Below are 23,074 nucleotides of genomic sequence, written 5' to 3' on the forward strand. Positions count from 1 at the left end.
CCGCTATGCCGCCTCGCTGCGGACGAACCGCAGCAGGGTCGGGCCGCCGGCCTTCGCCGCTCCGGCCCGTCCCAGGCCTTGGCCCAGGGCCGGACGCGGCGCCACGCTGCGCCCCAGCGCCGGGAGCGACAGCCCGTCCCAGCCGGCCTCCACCTCGGCCGGCATGCCGGCCAGCCCGTAGACACCGGCCAGCCCCTCGACGCCGCGCACCAGGACGGCATGCCGCTCGCCGTCACCGGCGACTTCGGCGGACAGCGTCGCGAACGACGCCGCGTCGTAGAGCAGGATGGTGCCGTCGCCGGCCGCGATCCGCGCCGCCGGGGTCGCCGCGACGCCGTACTCGACCGTCCAGGGGGAACCGGTCGCGGCGATCTTCACCGTCACCGCATCGGCGTCCGCCCTGCGGTCCAGCACCACCGCGACGGTTCCGACGGTGTGGCCGAACACCGTCTCCACCCAGCCCGGCGCGGTGCTGCCGACACCGGTCTGGACGCGGTTGCGGGTCAGCATCGCCGCCCCTTCCACCGGCCCCCGTGCTGCAACCGGCGCCGCATCGCGCTGGCCGCGCTGCGGGCGCGGCCCAGCCTGGGGCCGCACGGTGCAGCCGCTGCCGAGCAGGGTGTAGCGGCCGGCCTGGACCAGCGTGCTGTGCCGGTTCCAGCCCGCGACCGCCGCCGTTCCGGCACTGTCCACCCCGACCAGCGTCACCTGGGCGGTGTCGGCTGGCAGGGGCTCGGCACTGCCACCAGACGGCGAGACCAGACGGCTGGACAGGATGCGGCCGGCCTTGTCGAAGGCGTGGACCATCACCGGGGTTCCGCCCGTCAGTTCCAGCATCGGCGCTCCCGCCCCCCGTCCGGCGTCGAACACCGCGACGGATCCGGGCTGGAGGCTCAGGCCGGCCTCGATGGCGGACGGCGCGGTTCCGGAACCGGCGAGCGTCCGGGCACCGCCGCGCGTCGGGCGGACATCGGCATCGGCCCAGCGCATCGTCACCCGCGGCGCCGGCAGCAGCACCGATCCCTTGCGGGCGGCGCCACCAGCCGCACCGGTGGCCGTCTGGATGCGCCGCGGCGCCGTTGCGGGCAGCGCGTAGGCCTGCGAGGTGCCGAGCAGCCGCGGGGCGAGCGGTGCCTCCACCGCCGCAACCCGGGCGGCGCGCTTGGGCTGCGGCGCCGCCAGCGCCTGCGGACCGGAGGTCGCAAGGTCGAAGCCGAGCTTGGCGAGGCTGGGCGCCGCCTGGAAGATCTGGTCGGCGAAGCTGGCCATCACCGACAGGTTCTGGTCGACGATGACCGCGACCTGGGCGTCCTCCAGCGCCTGCATCACCTGGCTGCGCAGGGTCGAGGGCGCCGGCGCCATGATGCTTCCCATCAGGACGGCGAAGCGGCCGTCCTGCGACAGCGCCGCCGGTGCGGTGTAGACGGGGGTGACGGCGAAGGGCAGCGGCAGCGGGTCGGCCTGCTCGTAGCCGAAGGAGGTGAGCAGGTCCATCGGCGCCAGCGTGTCGACCACATGGTCGCCGGTGGCGGCCAGGGTCATGCCGAAGGCGGCACCGGCGATGAAGTCGGAGGACGGCTTGCCCACCGGGTCGAAGGCCTGCGTCGACCACATCGCCGCCGCCGCACCGCCGGACAGGGTTGCCGGCGTCAGGCCGGGCCGGTCGATGGACAGGGTGGTCCAGACCCCCTGATCGTCCTGCGATTCCAGCGTGACGGCCATCCCGGTCGCGATGTCCGGCAAATCCATCGGCGGAATGCCGAGCGACGGGCTGGAGGCCTGATAGCTGGACTCCGCCACGGTGACGGTGGAGGCCGGCATCACCGACCGCAGGTCGATGGCGAAGGGGGCGGACTGGACCGTCGGCCCGAACTCCCCGGTATCGCTCAGCAGGCCGCTGCTGACCTGGATGTTGACGACCACCTGGGTGGCGTCCGCACCGTCCGTGTTGCCGGAGGAGGTGCCGTCCTCCTCCGCCGCCGCCAGCATCATCGACGCCGTGCGCGCAGAGGCCTGGGGAGCCGTCTGCGAGTCCGGCTGCGGCAGCATCCGCGCCTCGAACTCCTCCCAGCTCAGCGGCTGGGTGCTGGACAGGTCCTGGTCCTGGTCGCCGAAGGGGATGGTGAAGGAGATGACGTACCAGCTGACCTTGACCTTGCCGGCGGTGGGCGGCCCCCACAGCTCCAGCCCGGCCCCCAGCTCGGCGGTCAGCGTCACCTTGACGCCCGCGACCTCGAAGCCGAAGGACACGCCGACCGACACCTGCACCCCGGCATAATAATAGAAGGGCTGCCAGGCGATCAGGAAGTCGGCCCCGGCGTTGAACCACGCCTTGAGCGGCCCGGCCTTGAACAGCGCCTTCAGATAGCCGCCGGCCATGATCATCGACGGCGTCAGGGCGAAATAGGTGCCGCCCGACACGCCGACCGTCATGACCGACGTGCTCAGCACCGGCCAGTCGAAGCCCAGCCGCGGCACATTGGGATAATGGTCCGGCGGCTGGAAGGACGGGTTGTAGCCGCCCAGCGTGATGACGAAGTCGCCGGCATAGGGGTTGGAGCCGAACCAGAATTTCGCGGCGAAGCCGCCGGTCAGCTTGCAGTCCTTCGCCAGCAGGAACGAGCTGGGGGTCAGCTGGGCGGTGACCGAGATCTCGCCCTCGTCCGGCTTGAACGAGGCGACCAGCGCCAGCTCGATGTAGGCCAGCGCCGAGGAGGGCTGGACCTGCGGCGGCAGGGTGGCGGTGGCGACGCCGATGACGTCGATCTCGAACTCCCGCCCGAACTTCACCAGCAGCATGGCGAAGACGTCGAGGATCTGGAAGCTGGAGAATTTCAGACCGGCGGCGACCCAATAGCTGCCGATCTGCGGGTAGACGTCCTGCGACAGCACGGCGAGCGCGCTGGCCGGCGTCGGATCGCTGCCGAAGGTCGCCTGGGAAATCGCGCCCTGGATCAGCGGGAAGGACATGATGTTCCCGGCATCGGGAACGATGATGTTGCGGTTGACGGAGAAGCCGCCGGCCACGCCGTTGACGAAGAAGGCCGGCACGCCGCCCAGCGGCGCGTTCAGGTTCAGGAAGACGAAGAAGGACACCGCCTTGTCGCCGTCTGGCCTGTCCGGATCGACCGGGATCAGCGCGAAGGAGCCGACGGCGTAGAGCGAGAAGCTGCCCGCCTTGACCAGAAGCTGACCGTCGTAGCGCAGCGGGTTGTTCTGCTTCAGCAGCCCGCCCGACACGCTGACCGAGCCGCCGCTGAACGACACCGACAATCCCGCCAGATCCAGGCTGTACTGGCTGTAGTCGGTGATCTGGGTAACGTTCACGCTGACCGACAGGTCGATCAGCTCGACGTCCAGCCCGGCCAGCGTCAGGCCGCCGTCGAACAGCACGCTGCCGATCTTCGTCGGGTTGTCCCAGCCGATGCCGACCTTGTTGGCATGGACCGGGCCGAAGCTGCGCTGCACCGGCAGCCAGATGCGCGTCTGGCTGCCGCCGTTGCTGTCGTACAGCTCGACGCCCAGATCCTCGCCGGACATCCAGCCAGCGCGCATCGAGAAGCCGGGATTCGCCGCCGGATTGCCGGCCGATGTGGCGTCGCCCGATCCCAGCAGGTTCTGGGCGACCGGGTTGGTGTTGGCGCCCGGCGTCAGCGTGTCGGGGGCCAGCGAGATGGCGATGTCCTCGACATCGACGCCGCCGCCATAGGCGGTGATCGGATCGGACTGCGCGAAGTCGAAGGTCAGCAGGCCGCGCGGCTTGATCTTCGCCAGCTGGAAGCGGCTGAAATCGACCAGCGGCGTGCCCGCCTTGCCCTGGAAATCGACGCCGATGTTGATCAGGCGCAGCTTGACCGCGGTGAAGTCGGGGATCAGCCCGTCGACCGGCAGGTAGGCCGCGACGCCGGGTTGGTACTGCGACGGGTCCGCCCCGGTCAGCGCGATCCATTCGGTGTCGGTGGCGCCCAGTTGGAAGACCAGATAGGGCACCTGCTTCAAGGACAGGCCGGTGGCGGCGAAGCGCACGCCATAGCTGGCGTCCGGTCCGGGTTCCAGCCAGATGCCGCCGCCGTCGGGGAAGGACAGCACCTGGATCTGCGTCTGGGTCAGCGCCTTGAGGAAGCCGGCCAGGAAGCCTTCGACGCCGAGCGACTGCAACGACGCCAGGTCGTTCAGCGCATAGGCCCCGTCCTCGGTCACCAGAAGCTGCGAGGCGGTCAGCACCTGCCCCGCCGTCAGGGTCGAGCCAGTGAACAGCGGTGCGTTCAGCCAGCTGACCACCGTCTGGGTGTTCAGCACCACGACCGAGACATAGCGCGGCAGCGCCTGCACCATCACCCCTTCCAGCCAGACGGCGAGCGCCGCTTCCAGCCGGCCGGCATAGCCGTCGCCCGTCGCCACGCCGAACGGCAGCGGCAGCAGCTCGGCGTTCAGGCTGCTGGAGACGCCGGCCTTCATCAGGGGATCGACCGCCGCCGCGACGCCGCCGCCGGCACTGTCGTAGGTCACCGTCAGGCCCGGCCCCTGGCCGAGCGCGATGATCGCCTGGGCCGACAGCCCGAACTGCACGCGCGCCTCGGGCGTGCCGGTCAGCGGCACGCCGACGCCGGTCGGGGTCAGCGCCACCACCACGCTGTCGGCGGCGGTGACCGACAGGGTCGCCCAGATGCCGGCGAGCGTCTCGGCGCCGACGGTGCGCACGCCGGCCATGACGGTGACCGGCACCGACTTGGACGGGGCATAGACCAGCAGGCCGCCGTCGCTCGACACGCCGCTCAGCGCCAGCTGCAACAGGCCGGCGACGGCGGACGCGGTGGCGGCCGCCTGCTCCGGCTGCAATCTTTCGCGCAGCCATGCCAGCGCCGCCGCCTCCAGCGCCGCCGCATCGGGCTGTGCCGCGATGAGGGACTGCACCAGAGCGTTGATATCCAGCGAGGCCGCGGTGCTGCGCAGCGCCGTGACGAACTGCGTCAGCGTCGTGTCGCCCTCGGCGGCGAGCTGGTCGAGCAGCTTCTGGGTCAGCGTCTGCAACAGCGTCTGCGCCACTTCGGCGGCGACCTGGAGGACGAAGGTCTGCCAGCCGCCGAACGGCACGAGGTCGAGCACCGGCTTGCCGTCGCCCTCCTCGCCAACCGTCAGCGTGAAGCCCTTGTCGTAGCCGCCCTGCAGGAACAGCGGCTGGTCCAGGCCGGGGATGGCGGCGGTCAGCCGGCCGCTGCCGCTCAGGCCCGGCTGGTAGTTGGCGGTCAGCGACAGGCCGAAGCCCATCGACTGCAATTCCGCCCCGGCCAGCAGCGGCATCGCCTCGCTGAGAGCCGGCGCCACCGTGAACAGGCCGGTCGCAGGGTCAGCGGTCACCGTCACCTGCAAGCCATAGGGCAGGCCGGACAGCAGCACGCCATTGGTCGCCTGCGCCAGGGTCAGCCCGCCCGCGGTTCCGGACGGCAGGCTGCCCAGCACCTTCTGGATCTGCGCGATGTTCAGCAGCCCGTCCTGGCCGACCACCGCGTCGGACAGCAGCCAGTCCACCGGCTTCTCGAACAGGCCGAGCGCCGACTTCATCTGCCAGACGCCGGTGTCGGGATCGGGGTCGGCCAGCCCGAATGCCTGGAACAGGCTGCACGCCAGCGGATATTTGGCGAGCAGCATGTCGTCGACCGCCTCGGCGACGAAGGTGGCCAGCACATAGGCCGGGCCGACGGCGGCGAGCTGGTCGATGAAAGCGCTCTGGTCGAAGGGCCAGATCACCAGCGGCGTGGGCTGCGGGACCGACCCGTCGCCCCAGACCAGCGAGACCGTCACCGTGGGCGCGCTGCCGCCGACCGTGTAGGTCAGGGTGGACAGGACGCTGAACCCGGCATCGGGCAGGAAGCAGTCCAGCGTGGCCGTGATGGTGCCGGTTTGCAGATCGACGCGCACGGTCATCGAGGGGTCGAGGAAGGATCCCACCGTGAAGCCGCCGCGCGGCAGCGTCAGCGTCATGATCCGGCCGTTGGCCGTGGTCAGGGTGCAGGGGCCGACGGGGAAGCTCTGCGAGCCGTGCGTCATCGCCGCGATGACCGACGAGCGGGCATCCGGATCGGACAGCAGGGCGGTCAGGCGCTGCGACAGCTGGGAAGCGGGGGCGCGGGCGACCGCGAGGATCGCCTCGGCATTGGCGGCATAGCCGTGATCCGCGTCGACCACCAGCCCGAGCCCGGCCAGCATCGCCAGCAGCGGCTCCGGCATCGCCGGCAGCGAGAAGCCCAGCGTCGCGTCGATGGCCTGGAACAGCAGCGGCTGCACCGTCGCGTCGGCCAGCGCCGCCATCAGCCGGTCGGTCAGGAAGCCCAGGGGGCTGGACACCAGCGCCGTGAAGCCGCCGGGGTCGATGCCGTAGGGACCGTCGACACTGGCCGCCGGCACCGCCAGCCCGAGGTCGGCGAGGACACCGTAGACCAGCTGGAAGGTATCGTCGCCCTTGAAGGCTGCGGCGGCCACGCCGATGGCGGCGTTGACGATGGACAGCAGGGCGCTGTTGGCCGACGGATCGAGCGTGCCGTCCAGCACGATCACCGTGCCGTCGGTCTGCTTCGCCGCCAGGACCGGGGTCGCGGCGAAGCTCGCCGTTCCACCCGACAGATCCATGGTCAGCACGACGCCCAGCGTCACGCTCTCGACGGCGACGTCGTCGACCGTGACCAGGGTGCCGCCCGTGCCGCTCAGCACGGTCTGCACCGACAGGCCGGGAACGCCGGAGGCGGCGACCGGCTCGCCGGTGCTCCAGGAAATGCCCATCGGGTCCAGCCGCACGCTGGTCACCGCGGTGATGTCGCCCGCCGTGTAGGACAGCAGCGTCGACAGTCCGGGAACCGCCATGGTCTGGCCGGAATCCTGCCACAGCGTGCCTTGCAGGTTCCACGGCACGTCGAGCGGCACCCGGTAGGGATCCAGCTGCGTTCCGGTGCCGGCGACGGGTGCCGCGGTTTCCGCCGTGCCGTCGATTGCCCAGCCCAGCAGGCCCAGCACCGCGGCGGCCCGGTCCGGCGTGGACAGCACCGCCTTGAGCTGGGCCCGGACCTGGCCGATGGGATCGGTGAAGCTGGTGGGGGCCAGCACCGGCATGCCGTCGGGCCAGTCGATGCCCTGCGGCATGAACGGCCCCAGGTTGGGCAGCAGCCCGAGCCAGCCGTCGAGCGCCAGCCCGCCGCGGCGCTGCGCGCGGTAGAGCGCCACACCCAGCACCCCGGTCAGGATGGCGCCGAAGGTGGCGGCCTGATCGGTGACCAGCTCCGACAGCCCGGTGGCGTCGGAATAGTTCATGTCGGTGCCGACCGGCTCGGCCACGCCGTCGACCACCAGGGTCGGGGCCGCCACCGACATCGACCAGTGCCAGCCGTCGTAGGGGCTCCAGTAGAGCGACAGTCCGCCCTTGTCGATCTGCAACGAGGCTCCGGCCACCGCGGGCGTCGAGACGCCGGACGGCAGCGCGCCGTAGACGCCGATGCCCGGCAGGATCTGCGCCGACCGGATGCCCTGGCCGGCAGCGGCGCCGGCATCGAGCCCCAGCGCCTCGATGCGGAAGGCGAGATCCAGCGTGTTGCCGGCGATCGGCAGCGTCGCCCCGACGCCGAGGCCCAGCACCAGCCGCTTGGCGGCGCCATTCGAGGTCTGGGCGTCGGCGATGTAGGCGACAAGCGCCGCCGGGCTGCCCGCCGGGCCCAGCGTCATGCTCCAGGGGTCGCTGCCGGTGCCGGACCCGGTCACGCCGCCGCTGCCGCCGCCGACCTGCCGCAGCACGGTGCCCAGCGCGTCCACCATGAAGGAGAAGGGCGGCTGGCCGTCGACCTCAACGTCGCCGCGGATCAGTGCCGCCCAGTAGCGGCTCAGTGCTTCGACGGGAAACTGGATGGAGTTGGGCAGCCCCGACAGGCTGAAGGGCGGCGTCAGCGACGACGGCCAGGCGGTGGCGCCCGGCGGCGGGGCGACGCCGAGCAGCGCCGCCAGCGACGGCCCGACCTCGCTGTCGGTGCCCAGACCGAACAGCGCGTTGAAGGCGTCGCCGATGGCGGCGTTCAGCTCGGCCTCGGCCGCCGCGACGAGGTCGCCGGGCTGGGTCAGGTCGATGGTGGGATAGCTGCCGGTGGGCGTCGTCACCGACAGCAGCGAGAAGGCGGGCTGAACCGTGGCGCCGCCGTCGGCGACGATGACGGACATGCCGCCGGCCAGCGCGCCGAAGCTGTAGGTGCCGCCGAGGATGGTCCCGCTGTAGAGCGGCTGGGCGATGTCCTTGTTGGCCAGCAGGATGCCGGCCTTGAAGCGGCCGGGGGCGACGCCCTGCACCCCGCCGCCGGTGGCCAGCGTGAAGTCGAGGATTTCCAGCCCGGCGCTGCCGGTCACCGCGGCGCTGGAGCTGCCCAGCACCAGCGCCGTGGAGGCGAAGGCCAGACCGGGATAGAAATGGCGCAAGCCCGCCGTGTCGGTCCCGGTGCCGGCGGTCAGCCGCAGGGTGCCGACGCTGCTCACGCTGAGGACGGGCACCGCGAACGGATCGTCGCGCGTGCCGCTTCCCGACACCGTGGCGTCGGTGCCGGTCAGCCCGCCGACGGCGCCGCCCACCGCCTTCATCCAGGCGGACAGGGTCGGCCCGTCGGTGGCGAGTGCCGTGAACCAGTCGACGAAGGGCCGCGCCACGTCGCCGCCGCTCACCGCCAGGGCGATGAAGCTGTCCCAGCGCAGGATCGGCAGCAGCACGCCGTCGACGCCGGGCACGCTGGCGCCCAGCCCCAGCGCCGGCAGCAGGTAGGACAGCGACGGCTGGTCGCCGACCAGCTTGCCCAGAGCCGTCACCGCCAGCGCCGCGGCCGTCGCCAGGATCTCGGCGCCGCTGATCGCCTGGAGGTCGGCCAGCGTGAAGTCGCGGGCGCCCGGCGCGGTGGGCAGGGTCAGCTGCGTGATGACCAGCGAGACGTTCACCGCCGGATCGGTCGCGGGCGACAGGTCGACCGTCAGCCGCACGCCGGTGAAGGAGAAGCCGGCCGCGTCGATCAGCGGCCCGTCGCCGCCGGTCACCTCGAAGCCCATGGTGAAGGGATGGCCGGCCTGCCCGACCACCACTTCGACGCCGCCGTTGCCGAGCAGGGCGACCGGCACCATGCCCCAGACCTTCAGATCGATGCTGGAGGGGCCGTCGGCCACCAGATCCAGCTCCGCCTTCTCATCCGTCCCCAGCGTCACCGTGGTGGTGTACATCACGCCGAGGCCGAACACCGTCGGCGGCTCGCCGCTGCCGTTGCTGTCGGACGACACCGGCTGGGTCGCCAGATAGAGGCCGCTCGGCGTGTCGGTGCCGGGCTTGTTGATCGGATACCAGGTTCCCAGCGCCCCCGGCTCCCGCACCGGAATGCCGAGCGAACTGCCCGAGGCCTGGCCGATCAGCTGGGCGATCACCAGGGCCAGCGTGACGGCGTTCTCGCTCATGCCCTGGCCGGTCTTGCCCACCGGGTCGGTGAACCAGTCGGGGTTGAGCTGATAGACCCCCTCCTGCCCGTCGACCGGCAGCAGCAGCCCGCAGGCGACCGCAAGCTGGATGGCCGGAGCCTCGACGCCCGCCGCCTCGATCAGGATGGGGCTGGTCGCGCTGGTCAGGTCGACGGCCAGAAGATTCTCGGCCAGAAGATCCGCGGCTGCGGCCCCCCGCAGCGCATTGGAGCGCGCCGGGACGATGCCGGTGCGCGCGGTCTCTGTGGTCTCGGGCTCTGTGGTCACGGGTGTCACTCCCCTGTGCGAAGCCATTGCACCAGCGCCGGCCGGCCCGGCCGGCCCGGCGCTCCGTCGCGTCCGGCATGTCCTGTCAGTCCGTCGGGAAGGCCGATCCCCCCGGCCCCGCCGCCGCCGCCATCGCCACCGGCGCCGGGCGCGCCGTCCGCGACGTCGAGGTCGAAGACGGACCCCGGCTGACGGACATGCACGTCGAGCCGCAGCAGCCCGGCATCGCCGCCGGCCCCGCCGCCGCCGCCCTCGCCGCCATGGCCGCCGTCGCCGCCCCGGCCCATCCGGTGGAATGCGACGGCATGGCCGTAGGCCCCCGGCCCGCCGCTGCCGCCGCTGCCGCCATGGCCGCCGCGGCCCGGCCGCACCAGCAGCCGGGACCGCCCGGTCACCGTGTGGACGGTGACCGCCATGTCCCGCAGCGGCATGCCGTTCAGACCCGGCTCGCCGGCTTTGCCGCCGCCTCCCCCGCCGCCGTCCGGCAGGTCGGTGCTGCCCATCGGGCCGGCACCGCCGCTGGCGCCGGGGTCGCCGTCGCGGCCGTCGGCGCTGGCCAGCAGCAGAGTCGCCGGTTCGATGCTGTCCGCCGTCTCCGGCCGCGCGCCGACCAGTTGCCCGACCACCAGCCGGGCCGCCCCGCCCTGCACCGTCAGCCGCGCCCCCTCCATCAGGGTCAGCCGATGCACATACAGCTCCAACGGGTCGCCGAACGGCGTTTCCAGCGTCAGCTCGGCGCCGGGACGCAGGACGATGCCGTCCAGCGCATAGCGCACCCAGGTGTGGCGGAAGGTCTGCGCCGGTTCGACGAAGGAGCGTTCGGGCACCCAGGAGATCCGCATGGCCCGCCCGTGCCGGGCGCTATCGAGCCAGCGCCGCCGGAAGCTCTCCGGGTCGATGCCGTGGAAGGACAGCTGGCGGTCCATGAAGGCGCGGGCATCCGCCGGCATCTCCTCGTGGGCGATGGTCTGCGGCCCGGAATAGCGCGGCAAGGGCGGGTCGAAGGGGTCGATCACCCGGTTCCCCGCCGGCCTGGGCCAGCTGGAGATCACGCCGGCCTTCACGCCGGTCTTCACGGTGGGCCTGTCAGGCGCGGCGGCGGGCGCCTCGGCCTTGTCGGGCAGGGTCTTGGTGGGCATGGCAGCGCTCCGAACCGGCCGTCAGGAGGAGGAGGAGATGAATTGCAGGGTCGACGGGGTGCCGGGTTGCCCCGGCTGGCCCGGATAGCCGGGATTGCCCGATGTGCCCGGAGGCTGCCCGGCGCCGCCCGGCCCGCCTGGGCCGCTCGCCCCGCCGGCTCCCCGCAGCCCGCCGAAATCCTGGAAGACCACGCTGGTTCCCGGCTCCATGGTGTCGTATCTGATGACGATCGCCGTGCCGTTGGCGCCGTTGCCGCCCCAGCCGCCATTGCCGCCCTGGCCGCCCCTGCCGCCGGCGGCACCCGAGCCGCCATTGCCGCCGGCACCTCCAGCCCCGCCCTGACCGCCGTCGCCGCCCTGGCCGCCGACTACGCGGACGACGAAAGTGCCGCTGATGGTGCCGACGAAGAAGGTAAAGGGCGATGGCAGGATCCCGTTGGCCCCCCACCCCCCGCTTTGTCCCGCTCCGCCGTTCCCACCCGGATAACCGGGAGCGCCTTGAGCCCCTGTCCCGCCTTGATATCCCGGGCTGCCATTGGTCCCGTTGGCTCCCTGCACGATGATATTGGGGTTGGCGGCGGCGCTCGCCGCCACGGAGGTCATGGAGCCGACGGCAAGATGCGCCGGGCTTTCGACCGACAGGGTCGCACCCGGCTCCAGCAGGATGGACTGGGCGATCAGGCGAAACGGCTGGCTGCCGGGCGAACCGATGTGCAGGGCCTGTCCGGCCCGGACCAGGATCGCGTTGGTGGCGAAAACCCGGTTCCCTCCGGCGAAGACCTGCGCCGGGGCGAGCGTGCTGACCCTCGGGTCGGCGGACAGGACGATGCGGCCCTGGTGTGCCGCGGTGTCGAGGACCGGACCGGTCAGATGCCCGGGATGGAGTCCGTGGAATTCCACCATCCGGGCCAGGAAGGGCGTCAGTTCCGGCTCGGTCGACGCGACGATGCGCGGCGCGGCGGTGGCGGCGAGCAGGCCGAGCCGGCGCGCGTTTCCAGGCAATGCGGCCGCCGGTCCGGCGGCAGCCTGCATGGCGAAGGATTGCGCGCCCGCCGAGGCCTGGGGGTTCAGCAGCGAGGTGTAGAGGGCGAGCGCATGGCCGGTGGTGCTGTTGACCGGGCTCAGCATTCCGCCCGAAAGCCGCATGGCCGTCGGCAGCGGAGCCATCAGCGACAGTCCCGGATTGGCCGCGATCACGTCGTTCGGCCGCAGAATCTGGTAGCTGACGCTGCCGAGCGCCGACTGGTAGGCGCTCTGGAAGGCATAGTCGCCGAACCGGACGGTGCCGAAGCCGTAGACCGCGGCGGCGGCGGGAATGCCGCTTTGGGGAACCAGCGCCAGATTGTAGGCGGCGAGCGCGGCCAGGGCACCGCCGAAGTCATGGCCGGCGAACACCAGCGGCTTGCCCGCCACGCCGGGAACTCCCGACAGGGCGGTGAACAGCGCCGCCGCATAGCCTGGATAGAAGCTGTAGAGCCCCTGGAGGATACGGCCGCCGGAGGTGAACCAGGGCAGCGGCAGCAGGGAGCCGTTGCCCATGAAGGCCAGCAGCTCGATCCACGAGCAGGCGCCGCGCGATGCCACCACCGTCCGGTCACCGGACGTGTAGATCGACGCCCAGGTGACGCCGCCGACCACGACGTCGGCCGCCCGCGTGTAGCCGGACGGCAGCGGTTGCGGCAGATCCGGATGCTGGAAGCGCCCATAGGCCGCCGTCGTCAGCAGAGCCAGCGTGTAGGCGAGGTCGCCGCTGTAGCCCGTGGGAACAGGCGTCACCGTTCCGCCGCCGGCCAGCTGCGGCTGCGGCGCGCCGTAGGCGGTCTGGTAGAAGGCCGGCGTGCGTTCCAGCCAGGGCACGTCGGAGGGGGGAACCGACGCGGTCAGCGTCTGGGCCGCACCGCTGAAGGCGAAGCCGTCGGGGGCTCCGGCGATCGACGGATAGAAGTCGATCCCATTGAGGTTGCACAGGAAGACCGATCCCAGCGCCGCCGTCACCGCCGTCGCATAGGAGGCGTTGCCGTAGGCCGGGGTCGAGAAGGAATAGCAGCCGGCCGCGCCGACCGGGCTGGTCATGGAGCCGCCGCTGCCGTCCGGGCCGGTCTGTCCCGGCCGCAGGTCGAAGGCGGCCAGCTGCGCCAGCGGCCCGGCCGGCCCCATGCCGACCACCAGCAGCGGCACGTTCGAAGCGTATCCGGGCACGAGCTTCAGCTTGGCGACAGCGGCCCAGATCTGCGCGTGGATCGCGTTGTAGGCCAGCGAATAGCCCAGGGCGATCAGGGAGTCGTTGCTGCCGACCTTCAGATAGGGCGGCGGCGTGGTGGTGGCGCTGAGGAAGGACTGCTCGAAGAACGAGATGAAGGTGGGCCAATCGACCCCGACCGCCAGCACCGCGACGGGCCCGTCGATGCCGGCCACCGTGCCGGTGGCAAGCAATCCCTGGCCGCCGCCCGATGTGGCGGAGCCATTCGCGAAGGTGGTCACGAGATTCAGGGTCGCCGGGAGGTAGGCTTGGCTGAGGTCTCCGCCCGCAATGTCGACCAGATCGAGCAGGGCGTTGGCGGTGGTCGCAGAATACTGGCTGACGCTTCCCATGGCACCAGGGCTCCCGGCGTGTGGATGTTGGCGGAGGAATGGGGGAAAGGGGGGCGGCGAGACTCCGCCGGGAGGCGCCGGAACTCAGCGATTGGCTGAGCCCGGCGCCTCCCGGTCGTCGATCAGGCCGCCGATGCCGCGGTGGGATACCTGACGATGGTCTGGGTGCCGGACTGACCCGGATTGCCGGGGGTTGCCGCACGGCCGGCGCCGGCGTTCGCACCGGACACGGCGTTGCCGCCGGCCTCGTTCGCGCCGCCGGCACCGCCGGTGCCGCCCACGCCGGCAGAGCCACCGGCCCCGCCGGTGCCGCCCGGCGTCAGCACCAGGATGTCGCCCGGATCGGTGTCCCAATAGACGGTCACCGATCCGCCATTGCCGCCATTGCCGCCGTTCGCACCGTCACCCCCGGTGCCGCCATTGCCGCCGGCACCACCCTGGGTGGTTGGGCATTGCGGGTTCTTGCCGCTGCTGTCGGTGCAGACAGCCTGGTTCTTCCCGCCGTCGCCGCCGGTCCCGCCGGTGCCGCCGACACCGCCGCCGCCGCCATTGCCGCCGTTGCCGCCCTGGGCCAGGACGGTCAGCGAGCCGGACAGGCTGCCGTAATGGAGGATGAAGGGGGGCGGCGCCCCGCCCGAGGTGCCGGCGGTGCCGTTGCCGCCGGCCGCACCGCCGCCGCCGGCCGTGCCGTTGGTGGCGCAGGTGCAGGTGTAGGTGGTGCCGCAGCAGCCTTTTTTGGGAGTGGCGCTTCCGGGGCTCCCGGCCACTCCCGGAGTTCCCGTGCCGCCGGGCGTGCCGGCCGCGCCGTCGGTTCCGCTGGATCCGCTGATCAGGATCTGCGCGTTGATCGAGTTCGTCATGTCAGGTGTCCGTTCTCGACGATGTTCGTGGGGTGGCGTCAGCCGTTGTTGGGCCGCATGGTCATCGTCGGTCCCTGGCCGGCCGGTGTGTTCTTGCCGGTGGCACCGGGCGACCCCGGATTGCCCCCTGCACCACCGGCGTTGCCGCCTGCACCGCCGGCGCCAGCCTGGCCGAACGTCGTCGCGTCGAGGCTGTAGGTCGGCGAGCCGACGATCTCGTCGTACAGAACCAGGATGGCGGTGCCGATGGACGCGCCGTTGCCGCCCCCACCGCCATTGGCGCCGTTGCCGGCGGTGCCGGTCTTGCCAGCCGGCATGCTGGCCCCGTACTGGCTCTGGCAGCAGCCGACCACGGTGATGCCGGCACCGCCGTTGCCGCCCGCGCCGCCATTGCCGCCATTGCCGCCGGCTCCGCCGTTGCCGCCGGTGACCAGGGCATTGAAGGCGCCGGAGACGGTCCCGACGAGGAAGGTCAGGCTCGCCGGGCAGCTGCCGTCACTGCCGGGCGAACCGGACGTCCCGTTGCCGCCGGTGCCGCCGTTGGTCGCGCTGGTCGGCGCCGTGGTGCAGGACGCGTTGTTCTTGCCGCCGCAGACGCCCGCGGTGGCATTGTTGCCCCAGGCCCCCTGTCCGCCGGGGCTGCCGCCGGTGCCGGTCGTCCCATTGGTACCGGTGACGGTGATGTTGTAGATGACACCCATTGGGCAGCCCTCACAGCATATTGATCTGGGCGGCCTTGAAGGTCACCGGGATGAGGATCTGGATCTGTCCGCCCTGCTGCACGGTGACGGTGCCGAAGATGGCGACCGCGCCGAGGACCGGGTCCTGGGTGACGTACGGGCTGTTGGGACCGATGACCAGGGGGTTGCCCGGCGTGACGGTGATGTCCTGGCCGGTGGTCAGCAGAACCTGGTTGGGGAAGCGCAGGGCGTTGATCACCGGCTCGAAGGCCTTGACCTTCTGGCTGTCGCCATGGATGAAGGCCATCATCGCCTGGCCGATGGTCTTCTGGTCGGCGGGATGGATCAGGCTCTCCAGCGCGCAGTTGTCGTTGCGCGCCCGTTCGATCGCCTTGTCGAAATCGGTCTGCACCGGCTGGGTCGGGTAGCGGACGCTGCGGTCGGCATGCGGGTTCGCCGCGAAGTGATCGTCGGAAATCCCGGCGATGTCCTTCAGCTGCTGGACCGACTGCAGGGTGACCAGCTTGGAGCCCAGATTGTCCTCCGACGGGTCGGAGGAGATCACCATCGGGCCCTTGTGGGTCCCCGGGCCGAACGACCGGCCTTCGAGCTGATCGAGGGTCAGGTCGACGGGCTTCACCGCCTTGTTCAGAAACGCGACATGCTGCTCGCGGTACGAGGCAAAGCTCACGATTATTCTCCCATTCGTATATGGATGTTTGTCCGACACACGCCGATGCTTCACGGTTCGGCAAGCCACTGCTTGACGATCGGGTTTCGGCTTTCGTGGGAAAGTATTTGTTTTTATGTGCCGGCGAATTGTGCAATTGATGCTCTTATTGTGTCAATAACAAACAAACATAATTTTTTCGATTATCAGAACTATGTCAACAATTTGAAATCCAAAATCCATTTGCATGCGAATGTACTGTTTAAGATCACACCAACGTGGGCAAATTTTTGAAATCAATGCCTGTGTATGATTATGAAATATCTCCACACCCCGTGGACATCGAAGCAAAACATATGTCTATATAGTGGAGATTAGCGCACAACCCGGCCGATAAGGAGGCCGCGAGGGCCGGTGCTTCGGCGGCCCGCCTCCCACACATCCTTGTTTCCAAGGGGACTCCAGTATGCTGACCCTGCAGAAGACCGATCCCAACGGGCTGATCCCGACCCTGCGGCGCTGGCGCCGCAACATGTCGCTCTACAAATCGGGAGCGCTGCTCAACCCGCTGTTCGACCTGCACACCGGCGGCGCGTCCCGTCCGGTGTTTCACGACATCGACCGGGAAATGCCCGTTCTGCGCCGGATCGATGCGGCCTACGACACCATCCGCGGCGAGTTCGACCAGGTGCTGGCCGCCTACGAGCGGCTGCCCTCCTACCACAGCATCGACACCGACGTGATCCACTCGTCGGGCCGGCTGCAACGCGACCGGCGGTGGAGCGTGTTCATGCTGACCTGTTTCGGCCGTGTGCCGCAGGCTGCCCGGACGCTGGCGCCGCGCACGCTGGAGCTGGTCCGGGATATTCCCGGCGTCTATCAGGCGATGTTCTCGATTCTGGAACCGGGCAAGAGCGTGCGCGCCCATGAAGGGCCGTCGCGCATGTATCTGCGCTATCATCTGGCATTGCGCGTGCCGACGGTCCGGCCGCCGCACATCCGGGTGAAGGACCGCATCCATGAATGGAAGGAGCGCGAAAGCGTGCTGTTCGACGATTCCTGGGATCACGAGGTGGTCAACGACAGCCCGGAACTGCGCGCGATCCTGATGATCGATGTCGCGCGCCCGATGCCGGCCCCCTTGCGGATGGTGGCCAAGGGCATGGCGACGATGGCCTCGCTGCATTATGCGCCCCGCATCGTCCGCACCATGGACGCACTGGTGCCGCCGCCGCCCGGCCGCTGAACGGGGTGCTGGACGGGGCGCGGCCGCCACGGACGGGCGTGCGCCCTGATTTCGACCCTCATCCGAAAAAATGAGAATCCTTCGCATTTCATCCTGAGGCTGGAGGCCCGCCCGTTCGTCTGAAGGGGAAGGGCGAGGATGTCCCGTGCGGAGAGGATCGAGATGAGTGGTGGCAAGTCGCGCACGCGGCTGTGGTTCCTGTGGCATTCCTGGCTGGCGATGCCGATCTGGGCCTTCCTGTTTTTCATCTGCGTCACCGGCACCATCGCCGTGGTCAGCACCGAGATCACGTGGCTGGTCGATCCGTCGATGCGGGCGTCGGGCGAGGGGCAGCCGCTGCCGCCGAGCGCGCTGATCGCCGCGGCCGAAGCGGCGGCGCCCGGCGGACAGGTCGGTTCGCTGAGCTGGGGCGGCTCCCACATGGCGGTGGGCGCCGAGATGGCGCTGCCCGACGGCACCTTCACCACCGCCTGGGTCAACCCGGTGACCGGCACGGTCCAGGGCCTGTCCCCCGGCAACTCGTTCCGCCAGTTCATCCGGGCGCTGCACGGCTGGCTGATGACCTTCCCGACCGGCTGGTATCTGGTGACGGCGCTGGCCATCCCGCTGGCCGGCTCGCTCGTCACCGGGCTCGTGGTCTACAAGCGCTTCTGGAAATCCTTCTACCAGCCGCGCATCCGCTGGAAGCAGGCGCCCCGCGTGATGTGGGGCGATCTGCACCGCGTCGCCGGCACCTGGTCGATCTGGTTCATCGCCGTGATCTCCGTCACCAGCCTGTGGTTCCTGATCTACATCGCCCTGTTCCATCTCGGCATCGGTCTGGGCGGCGGCAAGGCGCCGGTGATGGTGGCCCGCGACCAGATTCCGGTGACGGCGGTCAGGCCGAAAACCGACGCCGACGCCGTGGTGGCCGCGGCCATGGCCGCCCTGCCCGACATGCGGCTGCGCTACCTGCGGCTGCCCGACACCGCCTACGACACGGCGTCGGTGATCGGCTCCAGCGGGCAGGTGCCGCTGCTGCCGGACATCGTCCGCGTCAACCCCTACACCGCCGAGGTGATCGTCGTGGAGGGCGGGCTGGAGGGCGCATCGGGCGTCGAGCTGACCCGCACCATCATGCGGGCGCTCCACACCGGCGATTTCGGCGGCCTGCCGGTCAAGCTGATCTGGTTCGCCTTCGGCTTGCTGATGAGCCTGCTGGTGTTCAGCGGCATGCTGATCTGGACCAAGCGGACGGCGCGCGCCACGGTCGAGGCGGTGCGCGGGCTGAGGACGGCGAGGGCATCCTCCAATGCGTAAACTTTCAATGCCCAAATCCTGGCATCGCGGCAAATTCCATCTCAGCGCGCTGATGATGCTGGTGCCGCTTCCCTTCCTGCCCAACTATTTCAGCCCGAAGCCGATCTTCGCCCCGGCCGAGATCCGGCGGGACGTCAGCGCCGGCCCCTTCCCGATCGCGCTCGTCACCTACGACGAATCGCCGCATCGGGCCGGCAACGGCGAATGGATGAAGGAATACCACGTCCATCTCCGCCCGGCCGACATCGACAAGGTGCGCGGCGTCTTCCTGCGCGTTGGCAAGCCGCGGAACCTGCGGGCCGCGGGCGCGCTCGGCTTCGGCAACCCGTACGAGCGCGAAGCCGAGGTGGCGGTGCCGGCCGAGCCGGCCGGGACCGAGGAGCTGTGGGTGACGGTCGAGGACTGGAGCGGACGGATCCATCAGACCTCGACCCCGCTGGCCGGTTTTCTGGGAGGAAAGCGATGACTGCCCGTATTCATGCCCTGGCGGTCGCCGCCGCCCTGTCGGCCCTGTGCGCCGCCACCGCCGCCCACGCCCATTACCCGGTCTGCGAGTGCAGGATGGCGGACGGCCAGACGGTGGTCTGCACCGGTGGCTTCTCCGACGGCTCGAAGGCGCCCGGCGTGGTGCTGGACGTGATCGCCTACGACGAGCAGGTGCTGGTCAAGGGCAGGCTGGGCGAGGACTCCACCCTGTCCTTCCCGCGCCCGGCCCAGGATTTCTACGTGCTGTTCGATGCCGGCCCCGGCCACACGGTCGAGATCGAGCACAGCGCCATCAAATAGGGTTCTCCACCCCATGCATCACCAGATCGTCCGCCGTGCCGGCGCCGAGCGCGAGACCCTGTGGGTCCTGCTCGCCGCCGGCCTGATCCTCGCCACCGCCACGGTGGCGGTCGGGCTGCGGCCGGCACCGGACGCGGAGGCCGCCCTGGCCCCCCACCGGATCGATTCCCGCACCGCCCTGACCGCCGCCGAACAGGGGCTGCACGCCGACCTCAGGATGGCGGCCGCCGAGATCGCTGCCGAGATCGCCGCCCTGCGCAAGACCGACGGCACCTCCAATGGCCGGGCGCCGTCCCCGGCCGAACTGGCCGCCCAGGCCCTGCCGCCCTTCGCCGCCGACGCCAGCGCCGCGGCCCGCGGCGGCCATGCCTGGACCCTGGCGGAAGCCGGCGGGACGGTCGCCTATGCCGGCCTGTCCGCCGATCCCGGAACAGCGGGGTCACTGGTCCTGCTGCTGGACGGCGACGGCCATGGGGACGGCCACGGCCCCGCGATCTGGCTGAAGCGCGCCGCAGAAGCACCGCCCGCCCGCCTCGACGAGGCGTCGCTGGCCGCCGCCGGCTGGAAGCGGATCACCTCCACCTTCACCGCCGGCGTGACCCGATGAGTGTGCCCTTATGAGCCTTTCCCTGAACCGCCGCCGCTTCCTCGCCGCCACCCTGGCGACCGGCGTTCTTCCCGCCGGCGCTGCCGGTGCCGCCAACCGCAAGCGCTTCGGCATCACCCTGCACCCCTATTATTCCTACGTCGCCAACATCGTCGGCGACCGGGCCGAGGTGGTGCCGATCATCCCCGCCGGTTTCAACCCGCATGCCTACGAGCCGCGGCCGGAGGACATCCAGCGCATCGGCAGCCTCGACGCCATCGTGCTGAACGGCATCGGCCACGACGATTTCGCCGGACGGATGATCGCCGCCTCGTCCAAGCCCAAGCTGCCGGTGGTCGAGGCCAACGCCGACGTGCCGCTGCTGCCCGCTGCCGGATCGGCGACGCGGGCATCGGGCAAGGTGGTCAACCCGCACAGCTTCCTGTCGATCACCGGCTCGGTTCTTCAGGTCGCCACCATCGCCCGCGAACTGGGGCGGCTCGACCCGGCCAACGCCGAGGCCTACACCGCCAACGCCCGGACCTACTCCCGCCGGCTGCGCCAGCTGCGGGCCGACGCGCTGGGCAAGCTGGCGAGCGCCGGCGACACCCGCCTCAGGGTCGCCACCATCCACGGCGCCTACGATTACCTGCTGCGCGAGTTCGGGCTGGAGGTCTCCGCCGTCGTCGAGCCGGCCCACGGCATCGAGCCCAGCCCGGCCCAGCTTGCCGAGACCATCGCGACGATGCGCAGGCTCGACGTGCAGGTGATCTTCTCGGAGCTGAACTTCCCCAGCGCCTATGTCGAGACGATCCGCCGCGAGACCGGCATCCGGCTCTACAGCTTCTCCCACATCTCGCACGGCGACTACACCGCCGACCGGTTCGAGCGCGAGATGACCCGCAACATGGACACGCTGGTCCAGGCGATGCTGGAGGCCAAGCCGTGAGCGGCATGAGAAGAAACGGCCCCGCCATCCTGTTCGACCGCGTCGACCTGACGCTCGGCCGCACCGCCATCCTCGAACAGGTCTCGCTCGCCGTGGCTCCCGGCGCCGTCCATGCGGTGGTCGGCCCCAACGGCGGCGGCAAGTCGTCGCTGATCCGCGCCCTGCTGGGACAGGCGCCGCACCGCGGCACCATCCGGCTCGACTGGCCCGGCGATACGCCCGGCACCGTCGCCTACGTGCCGCAGGCGGTCGAGTTCGACCGCGGCCTGCCGCTGACGGTGGAGGATTTCCTGGCCGTGCTGTGCCAGCGCCGCCCCGCCTTCCTCGGACCGGACCGCCGGCTCGGCTACGGCGAGGCGCTGGCCCGCGTCGGCATGGCCGGTAAGGGCCGCCGCCGCTTCGGCGCCCTGTCGGGCGGCGAGCGCCAGCGCGTGCTGCTTGCCCAGGCGCTGATCCCGGCGCCCGACCTGATCGTCCTCGACGAGCCGATGACCGCGCTCGACGAGGCCGGCGTCGCCATCTTCGAAGCCCTGCTGGCCGAGCTGACCGCCGCCGGCACCACCATCCTGTGGGTCGAGCACGACCTCGCCCAGGTGCGGCGGCTGGCGACGCGGGTGTCGGGGCTGAACCGGCGCGTGCTGTTCGACGGCCCGCCGCCGGAGATGCTGTCGCCCGACCGGGTGCTCGGCCTGTTCTCCGCCGTCCCCCGCAGCATGGCCGGGACACCGGCGTCATGAGCTTCGAAACACTCCGCGCCCTGATCCAGGGCTGGGCCGCGGCCGGGTGGCTGCCCGCCGGCCTGACCCACGGCTTCCTCGTCAACGCGCTGCTCTCCGGTCTGGTCATCGGCCCGGTGCTGGGCGGGCTCGGCACGCTGGTGGTGACCAAGCGGCTGGCCTTCTTCTCCGAAGCGGTCGGCCACGCCGCGCTGACCGGGGTCGCCATCGGCATTCTGGTGGGGGAGCCCTACACCGGCCCCTATGCCAGCCTGTTCGGCTACTGCCTGCTGTTCGCCCTGCTGGTCAACTACACCCGCAACCGCAGCAACCTGACCTCCGACACGCTGATCGGCGTCTTCCTGTCGGTGTCGCTGGCGCTCGGCGCCAGCCTGCTGCTGGTCCTGGCCAGCCGGGTCAACATCCACATTCTGGAAAACGTGCTGTTCGGCTCGGTGCTGACGGTGGACGACCGCGACCTGACGGTGCTGCTGGCGGTGGCGCTCGGCGTCGCCCTGCCGATGCTGGCGCTGTTCAACCGGCTGCTGCTGGCCAGCTTCAACCCGGCGCTGGCGCGGGTGCGCGGCGTGCCGGTGAAGGGGCTCGACTATCTGTTCATCGTGCTGGTGACGGTGGTCACCGTCGCCTCGGTCAAGATCATCGGCGCCATTCTGGTCGGCGCCCTGCTGGTGATCCCGGCCGCCGCCGCCCGCGTCGTCGCCACGTCGCTGCGCGGCTTCTTCCTGCTGTCGGTCGCCTTCGCCAGCATCGCGGCGGTGGCCGGCATCCTGCTGCCGGTGCAGTTCGCCCTGCCGGTTCCGTCGGGCGGCGCCATCATCCTGGCAGCCGGGCTGCTGTTCCTCGGCGCGCTGCTGGCGCGTCTGGTCATGAGAGGGGACGAGGGATGAGACATGTCACGCTCGCGGCGCTCCTGCTGCTGGCGACCGCCCCGGTCGCGCAGACCGCCGGCGCCGAAACCGTGCTGGCCGGGCATCCGGTCACCGCCGGGCTGGCCCGGGCGCTGACCCGCGGCACGGCGGTGGAGGTCGAGGCGGCGGTGCCGCCCGCCATCCCGATGGGCCGCCAGCAGTCCTTCCTCAGCGGGCGCAGCGAGGCCAAATTCGCCGAGGCGGCGCGCAAGGCCGACGCGGTGCTGACCCTGCGCTCGGTCTGGGCGGAGGACCCGCTCTATCCGCTGGCGCGGCGCGCCAACATCCGGCTGGTCGAGATCGACGCCGCCCGGCCGGTGGACGGCGCCCTGCCCGGCATCGCGCTGCGCGACGGCGCCGCCTTCCCCTGGCTGGGCGTCGCCAACGCCGGACGGATGGCCGACATCCTGGCCGCCGATTTGCGGCGCCTCTACCCGGCCTCGGCAGCCGCCATCGACGCCAACCTCGCCACGGTGAAGCGCAGCCTGCTGGCGCTGTCCTCACGGACGGCGCAGAGCTTCGCCGCACTGCCCGACCCGTCGGTGGCGGCGCTGTCCGACCGCTTCGCCATGCTCGCCGCCGATTTCGGCCTCGACCTGCGCAAGGTCTGGACCCGCGACGACCGCGACTGGACGCCGGAGCGTCTGGCCGAACTGACCGCCTACCTCCGGGCCGAACGCATCCCGGCGGTGCTTCACCACCGCCGGCCCGCCCCGGAGATCGCCCAGGCCGTCGCCGACGGCGGCGCCCGCCTGATCGTGCTGGACAGCCTGGAAAGCGGCCCCCCCGCCGCCATCGACACCGCCCTGGCGAAGATCGCCGAACAGCTGGAGGCGGGGCTGCGCTGAACTGAACGCCCCCGCCCTGCCCTCTCC

At 70.9% G+C, this 23,074-nt stretch carries 15 protein-coding genes; 9 read left to right on the plus strand and 6 right to left on the minus strand.

Features of this window, described 5'->3' with window-relative positions:
- Window positions 1-3: 3 nt before the first annotated feature.
- The 6 genes from VH569_RS23005 to VH569_RS23030 all read right to left on the minus strand — a co-directional run bounded on the left by VH569_RS23005 (window position 4) and on the right by VH569_RS23030 (window position 15,709).
- Window positions 4-9,747: a DUF6603 domain-containing protein gene (locus VH569_RS23005; protein WP_423318223.1), complete on the minus strand. Its 9,744-nt coding sequence runs from the start codon at window positions 9,745-9,747 to the stop codon at window positions 4-6.
- A gap of 5 nt (window positions 9,748-9,752) precedes the next feature.
- The gene (locus tag VH569_RS23010) at window positions 9,753-10,886 is read right to left on the minus strand and encodes a hypothetical protein (RefSeq protein WP_423318225.1); all 1,134 of its coding nucleotides are present in this window, start codon (window positions 10,884-10,886) and stop codon (window positions 9,753-9,755) included.
- Between the two features lie 21 nt (window positions 10,887-10,907).
- Complete coding sequence (locus tag VH569_RS23015) at window positions 10,908-13,478, minus strand: lipase family protein (RefSeq protein ID WP_423318227.1); 2,571 nt, start codon at window positions 13,476-13,478, stop codon at window positions 10,908-10,910.
- Between the two features lie 122 nt (window positions 13,479-13,600).
- A complete protein-coding gene (locus VH569_RS23020) occupies window positions 13,601-14,338 on the minus strand; it encodes a hypothetical protein (RefSeq protein WP_423318229.1) in 738 nt (245 codons plus the stop codon).
- Window positions 14,339-14,376: 38 nt separating this feature from the next.
- Window positions 14,377-15,039, minus strand: coding sequence for a hypothetical protein (locus tag VH569_RS23025; RefSeq protein WP_423318231.1), 663 nt, complete (start codon window positions 15,037-15,039; stop codon window positions 14,377-14,379).
- Window positions 15,040-15,049: 10 nt separating this feature from the next.
- A complete protein-coding gene (locus VH569_RS23030) occupies window positions 15,050-15,709 on the minus strand; it encodes a hypothetical protein (RefSeq protein WP_423318233.1) in 660 nt (219 codons plus the stop codon).
- A 445-nt stretch (window positions 15,710-16,154) separates the two neighbouring features.
- On the opposite strand from VH569_RS23030, the gene VH569_RS23035 reads away from it, so the two are divergent.
- The 9 genes from VH569_RS23035 to VH569_RS23075 all read left to right on the plus strand — a co-directional run bounded on the left by VH569_RS23035 (window position 16,155) and on the right by VH569_RS23075 (window position 23,047).
- Entirely contained in the window at window positions 16,155-16,934 is a 780-nt protein-coding gene (locus tag VH569_RS23035; RefSeq protein ID WP_423318235.1) for an aspartyl/asparaginyl beta-hydroxylase domain-containing protein, read from the plus strand.
- A 162-nt stretch (window positions 16,935-17,096) separates the two neighbouring features.
- Window positions 17,097-18,233, plus strand: a complete 1,137-nt coding sequence (locus VH569_RS23040) for a PepSY-associated TM helix domain-containing protein (protein WP_423318237.1) — start codon at window positions 17,097-17,099, stop codon at window positions 18,231-18,233.
- Window positions 18,226-18,699 carry a hypothetical protein gene (locus VH569_RS23045; RefSeq protein WP_423318239.1) on the plus strand — a complete coding sequence of 158 codons (474 nt, stop codon included), beginning with the start codon at window positions 18,226-18,228 and terminating at the stop codon, window positions 18,697-18,699. Before VH569_RS23040 ends, VH569_RS23045 begins: the two co-directional genes overlap by 8 nt.
- Window positions 18,696-19,019, plus strand: a complete 324-nt coding sequence (locus VH569_RS23050) for a hypothetical protein (protein WP_098736745.1) — start codon at window positions 18,696-18,698, stop codon at window positions 19,017-19,019. Before VH569_RS23045 ends, VH569_RS23050 begins: the two co-directional genes overlap by 4 nt.
- Window positions 19,020-19,032: 13 nt before the next feature.
- On the plus strand, window positions 19,033-19,626 hold the full coding sequence (locus VH569_RS23055) for a DUF6162 family protein (protein ID WP_423318240.1): 594 nt from the start codon (window positions 19,033-19,035) through the stop codon (window positions 19,624-19,626).
- Between the two features lie 10 nt (window positions 19,627-19,636).
- Complete coding sequence (locus VH569_RS23060) at window positions 19,637-20,554, plus strand: metal ABC transporter solute-binding protein, Zn/Mn family (protein ID WP_423318241.1); 918 nt, start codon at window positions 19,637-19,639, stop codon at window positions 20,552-20,554.
- Between the two features lie 5 nt (window positions 20,555-20,559).
- Window positions 20,560-21,291, plus strand: a complete 732-nt coding sequence (locus tag VH569_RS23065; protein ID WP_423318378.1) for a metal ABC transporter ATP-binding protein — start codon at window positions 20,560-20,562, stop codon at window positions 21,289-21,291.
- The gene (locus VH569_RS23070) at window positions 21,288-22,178 is read left to right on the plus strand and encodes a metal ABC transporter permease (RefSeq protein ID WP_109451087.1); all 891 of its coding nucleotides are present in this window, start codon (window positions 21,288-21,290) and stop codon (window positions 22,176-22,178) included. Before VH569_RS23065 ends, VH569_RS23070 begins: the two co-directional genes overlap by 4 nt.
- The gene (locus VH569_RS23075) at window positions 22,175-23,047 is read left to right on the plus strand and encodes a metal ABC transporter substrate-binding protein (RefSeq protein ID WP_423318244.1); all 873 of its coding nucleotides are present in this window, start codon (window positions 22,175-22,177) and stop codon (window positions 23,045-23,047) included. The genes VH569_RS23070 and VH569_RS23075 overlap by 4 nt, the downstream gene beginning before the upstream one ends.
- The last annotated feature ends 27 nt before the right edge of the window (window positions 23,048-23,074 follow it).

Source organism: Azospirillum sp. 11R-A (assembly GCF_049472615.1).
Lineage (GTDB): Bacteria > Pseudomonadota > Alphaproteobacteria > Azospirillales > Azospirillaceae > Azospirillum > Azospirillum palustre.